The sequence below is a fragment of the Desulfobacula sp. genome, from assembly GCF_021107415.1.
Genome location: NZ_JAIOSW010000025.1, coordinates 14,079 through 33,304, shown reverse-complemented (window position 1 = coordinate 33,304; position 19,226 = coordinate 14,079). Strand labels below are relative to the sequence as shown.

Annotated in this window: 21 protein-coding genes and 1 pseudogene; 10 read left to right on the top strand and 12 right to left on the bottom strand. The window is 37.9% G+C overall.

Annotated elements, in window-relative coordinates; all coding sequences use genetic code 11:
* Positions 1-206, top strand: a 206-nt coding sequence (locus K8S13_RS01465; protein ID WP_291459880.1) for a hypothetical protein, incomplete at its 5' end; no start/stop codon positions are given.
* A gap of 486 nt (positions 207-692) precedes the next feature.
* Here K8S13_RS01465 and K8S13_RS01460 read toward each other — a convergent pair.
* The 11 genes and pseudogenes from K8S13_RS01460 to K8S13_RS01410 form a co-directional block, all read right to left on the bottom strand.
* The gene (locus K8S13_RS01460; RefSeq protein ID WP_291459878.1) at positions 693-1,214 is read right to left on the bottom strand and encodes a hypothetical protein; all 522 of its coding nucleotides are present in this window, start codon (positions 1,212-1,214) and stop codon (positions 693-695) included.
* A 216-nt stretch (positions 1,215-1,430) separates the two neighbouring features.
* Complete coding sequence (locus K8S13_RS01455; protein WP_291459876.1) at positions 1,431-1,625, bottom strand: hypothetical protein; 195 nt, start codon at positions 1,623-1,625, stop codon at positions 1,431-1,433.
* A 10-nt stretch (positions 1,626-1,635) separates the two neighbouring features.
* Positions 1,636-2,319 carry a PHP domain-containing protein gene (locus K8S13_RS01450; protein ID WP_291459874.1) on the bottom strand — a complete coding sequence of 228 codons (684 nt, stop codon included), beginning with the start codon at positions 2,317-2,319 and terminating at the stop codon, positions 1,636-1,638.
* A 417-nt stretch (positions 2,320-2,736) separates the two neighbouring features.
* Entirely contained in the window at positions 2,737-4,053 is a 1,317-nt protein-coding gene (locus tag K8S13_RS01445; RefSeq protein ID WP_291459873.1) for a DUF362 domain-containing protein, read from the bottom strand.
* 578 nt (positions 4,054-4,631) lie between these two features.
* Positions 4,632-5,255 carry a LysE family translocator gene (locus K8S13_RS01440; RefSeq protein WP_291459871.1) on the bottom strand — a complete coding sequence of 208 codons (624 nt, stop codon included), beginning with the start codon at positions 5,253-5,255 and terminating at the stop codon, positions 4,632-4,634.
* Between the two features lie 622 nt (positions 5,256-5,877).
* Positions 5,878-6,624: a tyrosine-type recombinase/integrase gene (locus tag K8S13_RS01435; protein ID WP_291459881.1), complete on the bottom strand. Its 747-nt coding sequence runs from the start codon at positions 6,622-6,624 to the stop codon at positions 5,878-5,880.
* A 12-nt stretch (positions 6,625-6,636) separates the two neighbouring features.
* Positions 6,637-6,897: pseudogene (locus K8S13_RS01430) on the bottom strand (site-specific integrase); the annotation flags it as partial.
* Complete coding sequence (locus tag K8S13_RS01425; RefSeq protein WP_291459869.1) at positions 6,894-7,868, bottom strand: tyrosine-type recombinase/integrase; 975 nt, start codon at positions 7,866-7,868, stop codon at positions 6,894-6,896. The gene K8S13_RS01425 and the pseudogene K8S13_RS01430, both read right to left, overlap by 4 nt.
* Positions 7,855-8,811: a tyrosine-type recombinase/integrase gene (locus tag K8S13_RS01420; RefSeq protein ID WP_291459868.1), complete on the bottom strand. Its 957-nt coding sequence runs from the start codon at positions 8,809-8,811 to the stop codon at positions 7,855-7,857. The genes K8S13_RS01425 and K8S13_RS01420 overlap by 14 nt, the downstream gene beginning before the upstream one ends.
* Positions 8,812-8,819: 8 nt before the next feature.
* Positions 8,820-9,104, bottom strand: coding sequence for a CHC2 zinc finger domain-containing protein (locus K8S13_RS01415; RefSeq protein ID WP_291459866.1), 285 nt, complete (start codon positions 9,102-9,104; stop codon positions 8,820-8,822).
* The gene (locus tag K8S13_RS01410) at positions 9,070-9,612 is read right to left on the bottom strand and encodes a hypothetical protein (RefSeq protein ID WP_291459864.1); all 543 of its coding nucleotides are present in this window, start codon (positions 9,610-9,612) and stop codon (positions 9,070-9,072) included. Before K8S13_RS01410 ends, K8S13_RS01415 begins: the two co-directional genes overlap by 35 nt.
* A 558-nt stretch (positions 9,613-10,170) precedes the next feature.
* Here K8S13_RS01410 and K8S13_RS01405 point away from each other — a divergent pair.
* Positions 10,171-10,503 (top strand): hypothetical protein, encoded by a 333-nt coding sequence (locus tag K8S13_RS01405; RefSeq protein ID WP_291459862.1) that lies wholly within the window; start codon positions 10,171-10,173, stop codon positions 10,501-10,503.
* On the opposite strand, the gene K8S13_RS01400 is transcribed toward K8S13_RS01405, so the two are convergent.
* Entirely contained in the window at positions 10,495-11,220 is a 726-nt protein-coding gene (locus K8S13_RS01400) for a FadR/GntR family transcriptional regulator (protein ID WP_291459860.1), read from the bottom strand. The two genes, K8S13_RS01405 and K8S13_RS01400, sit on opposite strands and share 9 nt — an antisense overlap.
* A 406-nt stretch (positions 11,221-11,626) precedes the next feature.
* Between K8S13_RS01400 and K8S13_RS01395 the strand changes: the two genes are divergently transcribed.
* The 8 genes from K8S13_RS01395 (at position 11,627) to vorB (ending at position 19,226) form a co-directional block, all read left to right on the top strand.
* Positions 11,627-12,694 carry a TRAP transporter substrate-binding protein gene (locus K8S13_RS01395; RefSeq protein WP_291459858.1) on the top strand — a complete coding sequence of 356 codons (1,068 nt, stop codon included), beginning with the start codon at positions 11,627-11,629 and terminating at the stop codon, positions 12,692-12,694.
* A 17-nt stretch (positions 12,695-12,711) separates the two neighbouring features.
* Positions 12,712-13,257 carry a TRAP transporter small permease subunit gene (locus K8S13_RS01390; protein WP_291459857.1) on the top strand — a complete coding sequence of 182 codons (546 nt, stop codon included), beginning with the start codon at positions 12,712-12,714 and terminating at the stop codon, positions 13,255-13,257.
* Positions 13,247-14,632 carry a TRAP transporter large permease subunit gene (locus K8S13_RS01385; protein WP_291459856.1) on the top strand — a complete coding sequence of 462 codons (1,386 nt, stop codon included), beginning with the start codon at positions 13,247-13,249 and terminating at the stop codon, positions 14,630-14,632. Before K8S13_RS01390 ends, K8S13_RS01385 begins: the two co-directional genes overlap by 11 nt.
* A 93-nt stretch (positions 14,633-14,725) precedes the next feature.
* Positions 14,726-15,454: a (Fe-S)-binding protein gene (locus tag K8S13_RS01380; RefSeq protein WP_291459854.1), complete on the top strand. Its 729-nt coding sequence runs from the start codon at positions 14,726-14,728 to the stop codon at positions 15,452-15,454.
* Between the two features lie 10 nt (positions 15,455-15,464).
* Positions 15,465-16,895: a LutB/LldF family L-lactate oxidation iron-sulfur protein gene (locus K8S13_RS01375; RefSeq protein WP_291459852.1), complete on the top strand. Its 1,431-nt coding sequence runs from the start codon at positions 15,465-15,467 to the stop codon at positions 16,893-16,895.
* 29 nt (positions 16,896-16,924) lie between these two features.
* Positions 16,925-17,689 (top strand): LUD domain-containing protein, encoded by a 765-nt coding sequence (locus K8S13_RS01370; RefSeq protein ID WP_291459851.1) that lies wholly within the window; start codon positions 16,925-16,927, stop codon positions 17,687-17,689.
* A 91-nt stretch (positions 17,690-17,780) separates the two neighbouring features.
* Entirely contained in the window at positions 17,781-18,005 is a 225-nt protein-coding gene (locus K8S13_RS01365) for a ferredoxin family protein (protein WP_291459850.1), read from the top strand.
* Positions 18,006-18,158: 153 nt separating this feature from the next.
* On the top strand, positions 18,159-19,226 hold the full coding sequence (vorB, locus tag K8S13_RS01360) for a 3-methyl-2-oxobutanoate dehydrogenase subunit VorB (protein WP_291459849.1): 1,068 nt from the start codon (positions 18,159-18,161) through the stop codon (positions 19,224-19,226).

Sequence of the window (19,226 nt, the reverse complement as noted above, 5' to 3'; positions counted from 1 at the left end):
GCTTGCCTGTCACGCAAGAGGTCGCGAGTTCGAGTCTCGTCACTCCCGCCACAAATACCAAGGGTTTCAACGTTTTGTTGGAACCTTTTTTATTTTTTGGTGTCGCTTTTGCTGTTTTTCAATATATTTGGTATATTTTCCATCGCCATTGGATTCATCAGGAAAAAGATACCAAACTACTCCAAGGCGATCATTTTTTCGATTAAATAATGATCTCAGTAATGAAAATTTTTCGAAATCACCTACATCGCCTGCGTATCTATCCTGCATTTCAACTAATTATCCTTAATATCATAACCCATGAATTTCAAATTTTCCAAATCATGCTGATCTAAATTGGTCTATCATTTTTTCCTTTTGTGTTTTCCAATTTAGTATCTCTTTTTCCTAATATTTTTCGATGATTAAAACTTGAAAATTTTATGAATTTTTAGATTTATAGTTTTCTATTACTTTATTTCTTGTTTCTGGGTCCAAAGTTCTCAATATGTCAAAAAGGTGTGTGTTTTCATCAAATGGCGAAAAATCAAATTTTTTATTATGAAAACGATAAATTTTTGCTTCGATAAATTTTTCAGTGCAAATTAAAGCGTATTCTGTTTGTAAATCATATTCTCCACAAATGATTAACCCTTCAACGGTGTCATTTTCTTAGCTTTATTTTTTTTAATCCAACCCATATATCTCAAAATTTATCCGACTGTATCATCTGAACTTTGCCGTTGTTTCAGTTCAACAACTAACCATTTGTCTTGATTTTTATTCAGGGCAAGCAGGTCAATTTCACCAATTTCATTGGTATTAAATTTCCCCATATAAGAACCAGTATTCACCAAGTTCCATTCTTTTGCTAAGGTGGTTTTATTCCAATTTCTATATAGATTTATATGCAAGTCTTCTTCAGTCTCAAATATGTCTTTGGGAATTATTCCCTTTAACATTCTAAATGCATTTTTTTTGCTTGTGTTTTGTTTTAATTCAGGACTATTTTTAAGACCGTTGGATAATTGTATGTCCTCACATATCATACTTCTGGAAACTCCTAAAACTTCTACTGTTTCAACCCAATTATCTTTTTGATTTTTTAGTCTTTGATAATATTTTTTACAGGCATCTTCATCCTTGATCGACTCTGATTCAACATCATAGCCACAAATTTTACATTTTAATTCGTAAAAACAGGCAGTATTTTTGCAAAGTTTGCATTCTGTCATAATATTTCCTATAAAAGAAAACTCAGGATTTTTACCTTTAACACCTTAGCACCTGTATCAAAATCATCCTCATATCCAATATTTTCAATCGTTTCAGTGTTCACCGATGTGTTTCACGAGTACTCAAGTAAAATTCCAGTTGAATTCACCCTTACCCATATAAATTTTAATGATTCATCATTCATCTGTTTTATCAAACCTCTCGTTAAGATGATTTCATCTAAACGGTGTAAACACTTCTTTCCCATCCCTGGCATCAAATAAAATCTGGGAAACTTTCCTTCCCCCTTCTGTATCGTGAAATCCTTTAATATGATTCTCTTTGTTTCGCCCGGGATTGAGTCCTGGATTGAATTGTTGATTTCCCATACATTTCCTGATCGCTGCTCGTTTCTCTTCAGATAGATACATGAGGTGTCCTTTATATATAGTTATTGCATTTTAGATATTTAAAACCTTCATTTCTGACATTGATAAACTCATAAAGAGTATGGGCATCACTATTAATATATAGAGACTTACAGCAAGAAAGCATTGCTCTTAAATTATTTTCATAAGTTTTGTTATTCACCAGATTGGCACAGTTTAATTCTAATGAAATGCCTGTTTCATTTGCGGCAGAAACAATCTCAATGATATCCTTGGGATTCAAATAATCAGAAAACTGCTGAGAGCATAAATGACCTAATAATTTTATTTTCGAGCCATGTCGGTTAATGGCATTTAAATATCCATTTTTGATTAAGCTTGCGTTTCCAGAATATATTTTCTGATGTGCGGATAGCACTATGAATTCTGGAGTAATGTTTTGAATGTTGTCACAGATATCACCGGTTTCATTTAACAAATCTGCTTCCACACCAAAAATAACATGAACATCATTATGAATATTTTTCCATCTTCCAGAAGAGATTATACTATAATGGGTATTAGCATTGAAATTATAACTGTTCAGATATTTCTGGTTATGATCTGTAATAGCAATTTCGTTATATTTTAATTTTCCAGCCTGAATTACAATTTCATCTATTGAATTCATCCCATCTGAAAGTGTCGAAGAATGGATATGATAGTCTCCGGATGAATTATTATTTATTATTTCCATTTCTATCTCCCGTTGAGCAAGTCTTATAAAACTGAGTAACAAACTTGAATGACCAATTACTATTGAAATAAACTTTTAGATCATTATCAATCGTGACTTTGGTTGTAAAGAAATAAAAATTAACCAATTTTCCAGGGGGTTCTCGTGCAGGCAATTATTTTGAACTGAATTCCTTATAATATGTTAACTCCCAAAAATATCCTTCCGTATTGTGTCTAATGATATAAGTCCCATCGTCAGATCCTGAAAATTTAAAACATCTGTGATCAGGCGTCAACCACATATTAAGAATTTTATTCACATAAATCACTTTGTCATTCAGAAAAATAGAAAGGGGAGTTTCCTCCCCTCTATATCCTGAGTAGCATTTGACCTTGATTTTTACTACATTCCCGTTATTCATTAATCAAAATAAAATTAAATTTTATAAAAACTTTCTTCAAATTCAGGTTTGTCCATATACTGGCCCATAAAAAAACTCGGAAGATTATTCATCCATTCAATTGGATTTTCGGGAAGCTCAATACCGAGTTTTGAAAATGCATTTATAAAATCTTCTTTTTTGGGAGGACAACCTTTTATCATAACACAATCGTTTATTTTAGGATTTTTCCGATTGAGTTTAACCTGACATTGTCCAAGCAGTAATGTATGTTTATGAGTTCCTGAGGGTTTAAGCTTTTTCCCGGATAGTATTTCAATATCATCAAAAGTTTTATTTTCATTTTGAGACATAACTATTCCGGCTGTTGCATAAGCGAAGAATGGAACACAATATGTACACAAAGTGCTATCAACCTCAGGTAGGCAAATTCCCTTTATACCAAATGCTTCAAATATTTGTGGCATATCGTCTGTTTGGCTCTGCTCCCGTAAATATTTATGTGGTTTAATAGCCTTTTTTAAACTAATATCACCTTGAACATTAACATCTGTCAAATCAATGGATCTGTTTTGTGATGCTGCTGCCAATGCTATATGCGAAATTTTTTCAGGAGAATAACCCAGTAGAGTTGCTCCAATTTTATCATTGGAAATCATATCCTTTGAAGCAATAATTAAATTGGATCGAATAGCCTGACCATAAATTGAAGGACCATACTCAAGTGAATATATCCCATCAATAATATTGAGACCGGGCGAAAGCATTTTTGCCAATTTTGAGACATGGAAATCAAGATTTTTTTCCATATCGGGGTTGTGGCATTTTTTTCTTGATTCAATATTAATTAAACCTTTCAAGTTTTTTATACCAAGAGATACTTTGCACTGAGTATGAGTTTTTAGAACCGCCATATTTATGATGTGGTCTGCATTTAAAATATCCGAATTCACCGACAATGTAACATCATCTAAATCAACATCTGTAAAACTGGACTCATGCACATCTATTACTTTTAATCCATATCGTTTTGACAATTTATCCAATCCCATTCCTTTCGTTGCCTGGGCTATTATGGATTTTGATTTGTTATTGATATTGGCGGCACCTTCAACAAGGGTCAGGTCACTTATTCCATGCTCATTAAAAAAAATGACAAGATCCTCTATCATTCTCGCAGTTGTCAAAACACCGTATTTTGGAAAGGGAACACCATCAAACCAAACGACAAAATTAGGTTTAATAAAAACTTTTGAATTACCAGATATTTCTTCGATTCCACCTGCTATATCAATTGCTTTTTTCAATGAGTCGTATGGTTTTGTGTATTTTACAAGACCGACGTTATGCATAATTTCCTCCTATTTTAAAGGTCATTTAGTTTAAAACTTCGCATTCGGTACAGCAAATAAAATAGCGGGGTATCGAAAAAAGGTTCTCAGAATCCTTTAGCAAAACAAGGAATAAAATTCAATTTGTTTGTTATAAAAGGGCGAGCGAACGAAATTTTAGTTTGGATCTTAAATTTATCAGATTGTTTCCGGACTTGCCCAGTTTGATTCTCAGAAAAATAATAAAGACCATATTTTAACAATTTTATTCAAATGGATCTCTTTATCAACCATAAAGAGAGGTAAAAAACCAGTCAATTTCAATTTTTGGGTACAATTTTTTTTCGGATCAATTTTTCTTTTCAAATTTCAAATTTTGAATTTATATGTAGCTGTCCATTCTGGTAATCAAAATGAGTTTGTATATTATTTGAAAAAGCGGATTTTCGCTTTGAAAAGGATACTGGTCTCTAAAAATTTCAAGAAGTCACTTATAACGGTTTTAAGTGGGGAGGGGGGCGAACAGGTTAATTTTAGTTGAATTCATTAAAATTTATACAGGTGTTATAACTGAACAGAATATTTTTTTAACTCTGTCATTAACCAAAGGCAAGCCATATTCCAACTCCCATCATTAATAGTCCTGAAATGCTATTTAGAAGAATGAGATTTCCTTTTTTTCCAAGAAACCGGCTAAGGGTTCTGCCACCGTTTGAATAGAGAATAAGGCAAGTGAATTCAGTTGTCAGAATAATTCCAACCAGAATAGCAAGCTGAGACATAAGAGCTTTTTCAGGATTAATAAAAGGAGGCAAAAGGGATATCATAAATGCCCAACCCTTGGGATTTGCAATGGCTGTAATAAATCCCTGAAGCATAAGAGATTTTTTGCTGATACTTAAGAGTTTTTTCTGACCAAACCTATCGGGCACTTTATCTCTTGACCGGAGCATCTGAAAACCAAGATATAAAAGATATGTTCCACCGGCATATTTTAAGAAAAGAAATAAAACTGGAAAATTTAACATTAATGCAGCAACTCCGGAAACTGAAGCGATGGAAACCAGGGCAACTCCGGCAAGTTCTCCCCACATCATATAAAACGTTTTTCTTACACCTATTGTCATTCCCATCGTTAGAGCAAGTGTCATGCACATACCGGGAGTCACAGATACAAAAAAGAAAGTAGGTATAAAAATAGTTAAAACAGATGATTCAATCATTCCAAGTGCCTAATATTATATATTGAAAAACAACGTTGGAACTTACAGGAATAATAATAAAATTGAAAGTAATTTGTATGATTTTGCAGAATTTTATTCAGATGTTGGAGAATTGTTTTTTAAATCAGGTAAGTTTCGAATAAAATTTAATAAAATTTTTAATATTTTTTGAGAAATTATTTGCTTCAGATCATAGTTTATAATGCCGTGATTTTCGGTGTGAAAATTTTAATAAGAGGAGGTGATTTATCTCCAATAAAAGGTAAAATGAATCTTGATAAATTTAATTCTGCCTTGTCCCATATATTTTAATTTTCCACCAGTCCCTAAAAAGACAGTCCATACCATATGTGGTAAGCTTATATTTTCTTAAAAGCCCGGACTGGTGAAAGAAACCCTCAGCAAATTATCGGATTTGACTCCTGACACATAATACCATTATGTTGCGAGTGACTGTAACCACTTGAATTTTTAAACAAATTTCATATCCGACCATGCAAATGAATATTGTTTTTAAATTCAACAACTTAAAGAAAATTTTAACAATTCTTAAAACCACTGACAACATAATCTTTTGTTTTACTACGTAGGCCGCCGTGTCTGGCAAAATCCGTTCCACTCGTTACAAACTATCAAGCCAGGTAAGTATTTCAGCACTGTTTGACCAGTCTATTAATTCATCAATCTTCTTGTCCTGCTTTATTTTAGACTGTGTGCATTCAATAAATTTTTTCTGTATATCACGTTTTCTGGACAGATCAAGCTGTAGATAGATCATTGTGGATTCGATACTTTGATGACCAAGGCGATTTTTTATATCAGAGACCGGAGACCCTGAAGCAACCATATTCACGGCACAGGCATGCCGGAAGCAGTGGACAGGGCTCAGTCCTTTAAGGCGCTTTGGCGGTAATGCTTTTGCCAAGTATTTTCTACAAATCTTATTGATACCATGGCGTGTCATTCCTCGTTTCCGCTGGTTGATGAACAAACGATGCCCGTATAGCGGGATTGGATCTACTCTGTAATTTATAATGTATTCTGAGATCAAAGAAGCTGTCCTGGGCCAAAGATGAATCAGACGGTACCGGTTTCCTTTACCAAGAACTGCGATGGTTTCATTTTCAGGATCAAAATAATCAAAAGCAAGCGTGGCAATCTCACTGGCACGGGCACCAGAGTCATATAAAAGATTAAGGATGGCATAATCTCTCATCCCTTCTTTTTTCTTAAGGTCCACTGCTTTAAAAACCTTCATGACCTCTTTTGGATATAAAAACCCCATCAGCTTTTTTTGAGCCCTTTTCTGTGGGATATTCAAAATAATCTGAGCAATATGTTTTTTGTCCGGATGCATGAACCGAATCATCTTTGCCAATGATTTTATCACAGATAGACGGTTGTTACGGGTTTGGACAATGTTTTTTCTATGGAACTCCAGGTGATGTAAAAAAGCCAGTACAGAATCTGCTGATAGATGTTCTATTTTTAGAGACTTAATCTTAACTGAATGATGTTGAGCCAAAAAATGTAACAACAAAGAAAACGTTTGCCGGTAAGCTTTAACACTTTGTTTACTCGTCCCTTTTATCCAGGGTAAGTATTGCGTAAAATACTGATGCAGGCAACTTGTTAATCTCATACACCCTCACTCGTTGACATTGAAAAATTAAGCATTTGGCCGCGATGCTCAGCATCCAGCACTTTTAAATAATGGGTTGTATATTTGTATTTGCTGTGGCCCATGTAAACTGCCAGTACCGGCAGGGCATTTTGGCAAGATTTACCCTGCTGTTTAATTCGTTTTAGCGTGTTCACAGCAAACGAATGCCTCAGGGAGTGGTGTGACGGCCCGCTGAAGTTTGTGGCACCGATTACTTTTCGAGGCTGATCAAGATTAATATAGGTGAGAGCCTTTTTAAATCTTCGATTTATAAAAATACGTATCAATTTACCCCCTTTCACTTTTACCAGCAAAAAAATACTGTCATCCTCATCAAGAAACGACAGGCGAACGTTTAACAGGTTGTTTATTTCATAGGCTACGGCTTTTGGTATAGGGATCAATCGGTCTTTTCTAAACTTTGTTTTTTCAATATAGATTGTTCTTTCTTCGGGTCTGTAATGAGTTTTTAATAAATTAAGAGTTTCCGAAGATCTAAGCCCGCATCGAGCCATCAACAAAAAGGCGATATAGGCGCTAAAATCTGATAAATAAAACCTCTCGGTTGTTCGCATCAACTTGATTACAGCATTAAGGAAAAGGTCTGTTTCTTTTGGAGAAAATATAAAAGGAATAACTTGATTTTCTTGTAATTGGGTAATTTCCTGTAATGGATTTTCCAGGATCAAATCTTTGCGTATAAGATAATTAAGGAATATCTTGATCATTCTAAAACTCATATTTATGGATCGGTTTTCATGATCAAGATCTGCTCTGAACTTGATAAAAAATAACGGATCAAATGATGCCCAAGTTACTTTTTTTTCAACTACATGTCGATCAAGCAGCTGAAGACAGTATACCATCACACTATCTGAATAACCCAGTTGAAGACGATATTTGATAAAATCTTCCATTTGTTCAGCCAAAAAACTTTTAAACCGTTTCATCAAGGATAATCTTCCGCATAAGGTTAATATGGATACTCAAATACTTACGGCTTGACTCGATATTTTTATGACCCATCATCTCTTTGATTTCAAAAATGGATGCGCCAGCCTCCAGAAGGTTTTGCGCATATGAGTGACGCAGCCAATACGTGCTTCCCTTAAGATTGTTTTTATGCATGCACTTCCGGATAAAGTGGGATATATTATTATTTTTAACAGGCTGATAAGGTGGGACAATCTGTAAAAACAAAGTCCGACGTTCACTTTTCGGCCTCCCTCCAACGATATAAGCGGTGATTGCCTTGATGATGTCATCCGGGAGCGGAAGATGAGCCGGGCTAAAATTCTTTCTGGATCGAATAAAAATTTCTTTTTGTTTGAATGAGATATCATCCAGCGTTATCAAACTGATTTCTTTGGGACGTAATCCCAGGTAGTAAATCAGGTGCATCCCGGCATAAGTGCGAAGATCTTTTGCATTAGACAGATCGAGACTGTTAAATACTTTCTCGACTTCTTTTGGGCGTAAAAATTTAGGTGGATTTGATCGCCCAAAGTCTGGAGGGCTTACCACCAATGGGGCAAGGTCCTTTTTGATATATCCCTCCCGATATAGATATTTTAAAAATTGGCGCAGATTTGATCTATGAGTTCTACATACTCCAGAAGTATAATTTTTATTATAGTGCCCTAAGAAATGATCAACCTGTTCGATTGAGATTTTACAAAGAGAACTATTTGATTTTTGAAGATAGATATCAAAGCCGGATAGTATTTTCCACACACCCTGGACTGTTTGTCTACTTCGAACTTGAAGTCGATAATAATTCAGGTATTGCTCGTATTCCGTTGGCAGTACGTTCCGTCTTACCCTAAATTCTTCAGGAATTTTACAGCTCTTGATAAAACGTTGGGTAAATCCTTTATGCGGATCAGGTGTCATGGTTTGTCCTACTTTAAAATTGTCTGAAGATATTTGACACTGTCGACAAACCCGGTGCTGTGCCAGACCATCACCATATCAATGGTATTAAAGTTTTTCTCACACCGGAAGCATCTGCCAAGATTAGTTTTAGGATTGACCGCTGTTTGGAACTCGTTGCACAAGGGACACAGAAAACGAAAAAAGCCCTCACTGATTTTGGATGGAATAGCCAATTCTTTTTCGATTAAAACATCTATTGGTATTGAATTTCGTAACTCATAAAGTTCCTGGGAAGAAAAGCATTTGCCCATGTCGACCCCCTTTTTTTTGGTCAATCAGTTTTTTAAGAACATCAGGCACCAATTTTACTGTTCCCTGATCTGTGAAATCAATGATATCTTGTAACGCAGTTTTATTTAACTGGGTATCAAAGCCAATAAGGACAATGGTTTTAGCTGATAAGGAATCTTGTAACGCATTTTGCATTAAATCACTTGAAAATCCTTTGTCAGTAATGGTCTTCAGTGATAAGGTCTCTTGTAACGCACCTTCAATTAAGGACGTGGTGTTTTTAGATTTTTTTCGTTTCCAGTAACCTGGGTTTTGCTGGCGCCACTGCTGAACACGGATGACGTTTTCAGGGCCTGAAAAATGGTCTTTATTTTTGGATTTCTTTAACCATTTTTGCTGACTGTATCGCTTGCTGGCTTCTTTGCATTTTGATTTTCTACAGAACTTTTGTCTTTTCAGATTGCGGGGATCCGGCTTGTATAAATCATCACAGTGTTTGCACCTGCGTCTTCGTATTTTCTTTTTCATAGACCTGGTACCTCCTCAGATCTATGATCGGCCTATGCGAAAGGTTGGCGGGGTATTGTTTAAAAAAAAGGGGCGGGGTCTGCGGGATAAGGCGGGGTAAACTCGCAACAGAAAAATACTGGCTACATAAATACCATAATTACTCACGAGGAAACCAGGTTTTGATTGTGATTTTTTTGCTTCCTACAATTTTTATCTAATGCAAAACTGTTCTGATACCTTTTGAATCGTGGAACATTGGAAGAATCAATCTATATACAAGTAGTCTTGAGTTCCATTCAATCAGCATCATCTCCAATTGCTTAACGGCATATTTGTTCATTTGATTTTATGGTCTCCCATGTAAAAGAAATTTATTATTCTAATAATTTTACACTGGGGTATGGGGATGAAAACCATGGGCTATTGAAAAAGAGGTCTTGAAGCGATCGAGAACACCCGTTTTTATTGTTCCGTTTGAGAAAAAATAAAATTGACCTATTATAAAAAATCGTTCAGATAAATTAGAGACATTAGTTTTTGGGTATCATTACATGTAAATTATATAGTAACTAAGTCATGACATTCAAACAGAATCGACCAAATCCTTTGTGTGAGTTTGTTGGAAGAAAGCGTGATAATAATGGCTGGCAGAAAAGGAAAAAAACCAATAGCTCGCCAGGTAGTTTTGCAATGGATATCAAATCCATCTACAGTCGTGTGATAGATAAGGCACTGGTTGTATTAACAATATTTTTAGTCATGACTGACATTGCATTTGGCCCCAGAGCCGGATTCATTGTCTGTGTGATTAATTTGAACCTTGTTATTATGGTCGAATTCGCAGTAAACATGTGGTTCAATTATTTTAATAGATTTTTTTGGCAACAATCAACTAATATTTTAATTTGAGTGTTGTTGTATAAAAATTTTCCACTTTTGTTCAACCCATTCCAGATGTTCGGCCATCATCATTCTTGCGGAAGAAGAATCTTTTTTTTCAATTGAAAGAAACACATTCTGGTGTTGCTCAAAAAGCTTCATAATGTTTGCCTTATCGCCAACCATTATGTTTATGACATATTGAAGATCATTATCTGAAATATCAAAAATATTTTTTAAAATATGGCTTCTGAAAATATTGTGACTGGACTGGGCAATGGCGAGATGGAATTCAAGATCATCACTTAGACCTATCGTTCCATTTTTCATGTCTACTTCCATTTTTTTAAGGATCTGTTTTATCTTTTCAAGATCGGCTTTTGTACGGTGTTCAGCTGCAGCCATTATAGATGCCAGCTCGATATCTTTACGGACTTCATAGAGCTGAATCAGTTTTTCTTTATCCTCCTCAAGGATCTGGCGTAACGGATCGGAAATAATTAATTTGCTCAAACTACTGATATATAAGCCCTGTCTTTTTCTGGTTTCGACAAAGCCTTGGGTTTCAAGAATATTGATCGCTTCCCTCAAAGACGACCGGCCTACACCGAACATTTCTGAAAATATTCTTTCCGGTGGAAGTTTTTCGCCGGATTGCAATTTTCCATCTTTGATCAAATTCCGAATCTGATTTGCAATTTCTTCACTAACTTTTTGTAATCTTACTTTTTTAAATATCGTACTCATATTTTAATTCCAGATGAAATTAATGATTTATATCTTTAACAAATCAACTTTCCTTGTATCCGTTTAAAATAGATATCAAATCATAATTTGTCAACAACATATTTTGTGGTCTGACCAACAATGCAGATTGGGTGTTCCATGAAATATTAGCCACAATTAGTAAGCTTTTATATGTCATTAGCTGATATTACCAATATTTTATGGCATAGATCTCTTAACAACCCAATAGAAAATACTTACACCATCTGATTAAATCGGTAATTTCAGTAACTGAGCAATTTGTCCATATTTAAAACTCATTATTGAGGGGTAAAAAAAACTTGACACCGCCAAAAAAATTTTGGTATGACTATCAGGCCACGAATGGCATAATTGTATTTTAATCATCTAATAAGGAGAAACTGTAATGAAAAAAATCACTCTAACCATTATTTCTATCGGCTTGGTCCTGATGCTGGCTGTTAGCGCTAATGCTCAAGAAAAAAAGCTGCTGCTTAAAACCCCGCTCTGCTTTGCAACATCGCTTCCTGTTTTGGGCGATTCTATTCCGGCACTTGCTGAAGATATCAAGGCGGCCAGTGGCGGAAATATCCAGATCAAATATTATGAACCCGGTAAGCTTCTTCCGCCATTTGAAATTCTGGGTGCTGTTTCCTCGGGTAAAGTCAATGCAGGATTTGGTGCCGGTGTTTACTGGCAAGGAAAAATTCCGGAAGCGGCTCTTTTTTCAACTGTGCCTTTTGGACCGGAAGCAGATGAATACCTGGCCTGGATTTTTAACGGTAACGGGCTTAAACTTTATCAGGAAATGTATGATAATGCAGGCTACAATGTGAAAGTGTTGCCCTATGCAATCATTTCCCCTGAAACATCAGGCTGGTTCAGCAAACCAATTAATGGTCCTGAAGATTTTAAAGGGTTGAAAATGAGATTTTTAGGGCTTGGCGGAAAAGTAATGCAGAAATTAGGTGTTGCTGTCAATGTAATGCCGGCCGGAGAAATTTTCCAGGCACTTGAAAAAGGTGTTATCGACGCTGCTGAATTTTCATTTCCTGCCATTGATCAAAAACTTGGGTTCTATAAGGTTGTAAAATATAATTATTTCCCAGGATGGCACCAACAGGCTACATTGCTTGAAATGCTCATAAACAAGGATACCTGGAATAAGATGTCCAAAAGCCAGCAGGCGCTGATAGAGATGGCAACCAAAGCAAACATCGTAAGAACGATTGCCCACTGTGAAGCCATTCAGGGAGCGGCAATCAAAGAGAATGTTAATACCCATGGCGTTAAAACAATGTACTGGTCCGATGACATGCTGTCTTTGTTTAAAAAAACCTGGGATGAAGTGGTTTTAGAGCAGGGTGAACAAAGACCTGAATTTAAAAAAATATGGGATGATATGTCTGCATTCAGAGCAGATTATGCCTATTGGAAAGAAATCGGTTTTTTACCTCGAAAAATCAAACAATAAAATCAAAGGGTTAAATCATGAAAGTTGATGAAAAAACCACCCAAAAAAGCTTACTGGATCTTCCGGACAGAATAATCATGGGTGTCGGTAATGCCGCATCATGGCTGATTGCCTTACTACTTGCGATGATTATTATCCAGGTCATTCTTCGCTACGTCTTCCAAAAAAGTTTTGTAGCGCTTGAGGAGATACAATGGCATATATATGCAGTGGTTGTTATGTTGAGCTTTTCATACGCTTTTGTGAAAGATTCCCATATCCGTTTAGACATCATGCAGTCACGATTTTCCAGGCCGACAAAAGAAAAAATAGAAATCATGGGTATAATTTTATTTCTTTGGCCCATGATTTTTATTTTTCTTATGCACGGCTGGGATTTTGCTGCAGAAGCATTTCGGGTGGGAGAACGATCTGCTGCGCCCATGGGGCTTGGGTATCGATGGGCAATCAAATCTATTATTCCCATTGCATTTTTTTTATTGCTTTGCGGTTCTTTGTCCCGGCTGATCCGGGCTGTAATTTATCTTAAAAATAATCATGGGAAAAAATCTGATGGATTCTAATGGTATCCTTGTCATAGGGATGATGCTTAGTTTTATCGTGCTTTTGTTCACCGGATACCCAATAGCTTTTATTTTGGGTGGTGTGGCCATGGCCTTCACATTAATCGGCTATTGTTCAGATCTCTGGCTGGGTACGATTACAGGACTTGACTACATGACCATCGGTATTGTCGTTAATCGTCTTTATAAAGTCCTTTATAACTGGATACTGATTGCCCTGCCAATGTTTATTTTCATGGGATTGATGTTGGACAGATCCGGTATTGCAGAAAAAATGATGATTGCCATGCAGGGTCTGTTCGGCAAGGTTAGAGGGGGACTTGCCATTAGTGTCACTGTCATCGGTATTCTTCTTGCCGCAGCAACAGGGATCATTGGCGCATCTGTAGTACTTCTGGGATTATTATCTCTTCCGGCCATGCTCAAGCAGGGCTATGCAAAACCTTTGGCAGTGGGAACCGTGTGCGCTTCAGGCACCTTAGGTATTCTAATACCTCCCAGTATTATGCTGGTGATGATGGCCGATCAATTAAGCCTGCCCGTGGGAGATTTATTTATGGGCGCATTGATACCCGGAATTATTCTGGGCCTGCTCTATATGATTTATATACTGGGCTATGGTTTTCTTCGTCCACAGAATGCACCCCTTGCCGAAGATCAGCAGGAATTAAAATTCAGTGCCGTCTGGGAGGTATTCAAAACCATCCTTCCCACCGGAGCATTGATTCTTGCAGTGTTGGGATCCATATTTATAGGAGTTGCAACACCAACCGAAGCAAGCGGTATCGGAGCGCTGGGCTCAATCGTGCTGGCACTTACCAATAAAAAGTTGAATTTTAAAATTTTCAAAGAAGTTTTACAAAACACCTTTAACACAACCGGATATATTTTCGGTATCCTTATCGGAGCGACCTGCTTTGCCCTGGTGTTAAGAGAGCTTGGCGGCGATGAATTTATTGCAGGCCTTTTTTCAGGCCTTCCCTTCGGACCCTATGGCATTATCACAGTGATACTTGGAATGGTCTTTTTGCTTGGATTTTTCCTGGACTGGATTGAGATTACCCTGATCATCCTGCCAATTTTGTCTCCTGTTATAACACGCTTAGGCCTTGATATTCCAGGATTCGGGACCATTGGCAACCCTGAGCTTGTCTGGTTTGCCATATTGGTAGCCATTAGTTTGCAGACATCCTTTCTTACCCCCCCTGTGGGGTTTGCTATTTTTTATCTAAAGGGGGTTTCTCCTCCGGAAATCAAACTGATGGATATCTACAAAGGGGTCATTCCATTTATTATTTTGCAATTAACAGGATTGTTTATTGTTATGATGTGGCCCTGGCTTGTCACCTGGCTTCCGTCAGTGGCTTATGGATAAATATGAGGATGGATAACTATGAACTAAGAATGAATAGGTTCATAGCCATGTGTAATGATCTCTAAAATAAATATTAAAAGGAAATCTCACATCATGCACAAAGAGAAGACAGTCACTTTGTTCGTTCAATGCCTTGTTGACAGCATGTACCCACAAGTCGGGTATGCCATGCTTCAATTGTTTGAAAACTTAAACATTTCTGTGGATATTCCCTTGAACCAGACCTGTTGCGGGCAACCTGCCTTTAATTCAGGTTATCGTAAGCAGGCAAAAATTGCTGCTAAACGCTTTATTGAAATTTTTGAAACCGCCGAGGTGATTGTCTGTCCATCCGGTTCCTGTGTGGATATGGTAAAGCATCAATATCCAAATCTTTTTAGAAGCGACTCCCCCTGGCGGGAAAGGGCAAAAAAGGTCAGTCAAAAAATTTTTGAGCTCACAGAATATCTGGTGGATATTCTCGAAGTTGAAGATGTGAAAAGCCGTTTTAAAGGACGTGTAACCTACCACGACTCCTGTCATCTTTTAAGAAATTTAGGGGTGGGTGACCAACCCAGAAAGCTTATGAACAATATCAAAGATCTTCAATTGGTTGAAATGAAAAATTCGGAAAAATGCTGTGGGTTCGGCGGTACCTTTGCCGTAAAATATCCTGATATTTCCACGGCTATTTTAGAAGAAAAAGTGGACAACATCATCGCAACAAAAGTGGATGCGGTTGTGGGGTGTGACATCAGTTGCCTGATGAATATTCAGGGAATGCTGAACAGGCGAAACTCTCAAATAAAAATTATGCATATTGCCCAGGTGCTGGCCCAATAAAGGAGACCATATGGTTGAGATAGATACAGAGTCTTACACGCAAAATGCTGTAAAAGCCATTAATGATAGTGTGTTACAAAATGCCCTTAAAAGTGTCCAGAACCGGTTGGGACCGGCAACCGCACAAACCTATAAAGACCTTCCCGAAGGGCCGGAGTTGCGGCAGAAAGGCCATGAAATAAGGGAGTTCGCCATCAATAATCTGGATGTGCTTCTTGAATCCCTTGCCGGAAAAATTCAAAGTAGCGGTGGAAAGGTTTTTTTTGCAAAGGATGCCAAAGATGCTACCGGCTACTGCCTTGATGTGGCTAAAAAAAACAAAGTGAAAATGGTGGTCAAGGGCAAATCCATGGTCACCGAAGAGATTGGTTTAAATGATCGGTTTGAAGAAAACAATATTGAAGTCAATGAAACGGATCTTGGTGAATATATCATCCAGCTTGCCGGAGAAGCCCCTTCTCATATTATCGCTCCGGCCATTCATAAAACACGAAAAGAAATTGCAAAGCTTTTTACTGAAAAGATGAATATTCCTTATTGTGAAGACCCACCCGTCCTTACCCAGGCAGCACGAAAAGCGTTGCGGGAAAAATTTTTAACCGCAGACATGGGCCTTTCCGGCTGTAATATTGCCTGTGCTGAAACAGGTCATATCACAACAGTATCCAATGAGGGAAATATCCGCATGTCCACCACCATGCCCAAGATCCATATGGTTTTCATGGGAATGGAAAGAATTGTGGCAAGACTTGAAGACCATGATATCTTGTTCCGGCTCCTATCAAGGGGAGCGGCCGCCCAGAATATGGCAGGCTATGTTAGTTATATCGGAGGTCCGAGAACCGAAGAGCAAATTGATGGACCGGATGAATTTCATTTGGTTATTCTGGATAATGGTCGCTCTAAAATCCTCGCCGATTCCGAGTTTCGTGAAGTTCTTTATTGTGTCAGGTGTGCGGCCTGCCTCAATGTGTGTCCAGTCTACGGGAAAATCGGGGGGCACGCCTATGGGTATCCCTATTCAGGTCCCATCGGTGCTGTGCTCACACCACTTTTTGTAGGCATCAACCGAGCAAAGGACTTGTGCCGGGGCGAACCCCTTTGCGGTGCCTGCAAACAAGCCTGTTCTGTGAATATTAATCTTCCCAGGATGCTCTTGGCACTTCGGGCCAAGCTGGCCGAGGGGGATCAAAATTGGGATGTCAAACCGGCCGAGCCAAAAGAAAAATTAATGTTTCAACTCTGGTCCATGGTGATTCAAAACCGGAAAATTTATGATTTTGCATTAAAGATGGGTGCGATTTTTCAAAAATTTTTACCCCGCCACAATGGCTTGATATTAAAATTACCATTTGGATTCAAAGGCTGGACCCAAAGCCGTGATATGCAACCTATTGCAAAAAAAAGTTTTTTAACCCTGTGGAAAAATAAAAAGTCTTAATCATGAAGTACTTTAGGAGTCCTTAAAAAATGGATAATAACCAGCAAGACTTTATAAGAACGATACGATCTTCATTGGGAAGAACCTCTGTCTGTGACTTGTCCGAAGTGTTCGGCACCCGGCCAAAGGATGCTGAAACAGTATTAAACACCTATACTCATAAAAGTGAATCTACACAAGACACCCTGGTAAATCTTTTCCAGGAACAGGCTGGTCTTGCTCATATAACCATCAAGCGGATAAAAGATTGTTCGGGAGCAAGTTCAGCCATCCTTGAGCTGGTTCAAAACACACAGCCTGAATGGGGAAAGAAAAAATCTGTCATTGCCTGGAAGCATCCGCTGATTGACAAATTGAACCTTGAAAAAACATTGGACAAAGAAGATGTAACCGTTTTTACAACAAAGGGATCCGCTAAACCTGGGGCACAGGAAAGAGCAAAAATCCGATCACAACTCATTGAATCCTATATCGGTATCACATCAGCGGATTTTGGTGTTGCCCAGTCTGCCACCCTGGTGATGAGAACCCGCCCCAATCAGCCCCGGGCAGTGTCTCTTGTACCTTCCATTCATGTTGCCGTCATAACAAAAGATCAGATCATTGAAAACTTAAAAGAGCTGTATTTTAGGCTCAAATGGGACCCTAAGGAAAAAGAACAGGGATTAACCAATTGCATGACCTTTATCACCGGACCGAGTAAAACCGCGGATATAGAACTTGAAATGGTATACGGTGCCCACGGGCCAAGACAGCTTTTTGTCTTTGTAATTGAAACAAGTGGCACTGCTTGATATGGACCGCTTAACCCGGTTTGTTTTTAAAATATTAAAAAATCGTGTTCCTAATCTGAAAACAAGATTGAAATAATAAGGAGGATAGCAAATGACGTACAAACATATTATTGATTCAGAACGGTGTAAGGGGTGCGGCCTGTGTGCCGATGTATGCCCCAAAAATGTTCTTGAAATCACGGACAAGGTGAATACAAAAGGGCATTTTCCTATTGTTCAGGCAAAACCGGAAGATTGCATCTACTGTACAATGTGCTGCATAATCTGTCCTGATGTTGCCATCAGTATTGTTGAATTGGAAAAGCAAACCACATAAAAATTTTATCGAATAAGGCTGTTTTTCCCAATACAATATCGGGTTTTATTCCTCTCCTTTATTTCTCTTCTGTAAAAAATATCTGCCTTTAATTCGAGAAAAAATAGTTTTTTTAGCCGGATACGGCTGCAACAATTTATAAGGATAAAAATAATGGCAAAAGTGTTGATGAAAGGAAATGAAGCAATTGGTGAAGCAGCCATCCGTGCGGGTTGTAAAAACTATTTTGCATACCCCATAACCCCACAGTCAGAAGTGGCAGAATACCTTGTAAAAAGACTACCCGAAGTTGATGGTGTGTTTTTGCAGGGAGAAAGCGAAGTCGCCGTGGGCTATATGATTTTTGGTGCAGCCGGGGCCGGTGAACGAGTTATGACGACTTCATCAAGTCCGGGTATAAGTTTGATGAGTGAAGCCATATCCTATATCGCAGCCGCACAGGTGCCTGCTGTATTCGTCAATATCATGCGGGGAGGACCAGGGCTTGGTGGTATTCTTCCTGCCCAGGGCGATTATTTCCAAGCAACCAAAGGAGGCGGTCACGGGGATTACAGATTGCTGGTTTTAGCGCCGGAAGGTGTTCAGGAAGCTGTTGAAATGACCATGAATGCCTTTTTTCTTGCAGAAAAATACAGGGGACCTGTCATGATTCTGGGGGACGGCCTGATCGGACAGATGATGGAACCTGTGGAGTTTCCGGATAATCTTAAAACAGAACCCTCCAATAAAGATGAATGGGCAGCAAATGGTATGGCAACAAGAAATAGTGACAAAAGAAATCTGGTTAAATCTCTTTTTCTTGATCCCAAAGATCTCAATGATAACAACCTGGCCCTTAAATCTAAATATGAGCAGATGAAAAAAGAAGAAATTCTGTATGAAAAATACAATACTGATACTGATTACGAAGTCCTCATCACAAGCTACGGCACCATGAGCCGGGTGTGCAAAACATCCATTGATATGATGGAAGGACAGGGCATTCATGTCGGGTTGTTTCGGCCTAAAACATTATTTCCGTTCCCGGAAGAAGCTGTTTTTGATGCGGCCACAAAAAAAAGCTGTAAAAAAGTCATTTGCATTGAAATGAGCATGGGACAAATGGTTGAGGATGTTGAACGCTGCATTAAAGGTCAAAGAGAAGTTGATTTCTATGGTGAATGCGGCGGTGATATTCCCACGCCGGAAAAAATTATCCAGGTGATTAAAAGATTGCTCTAA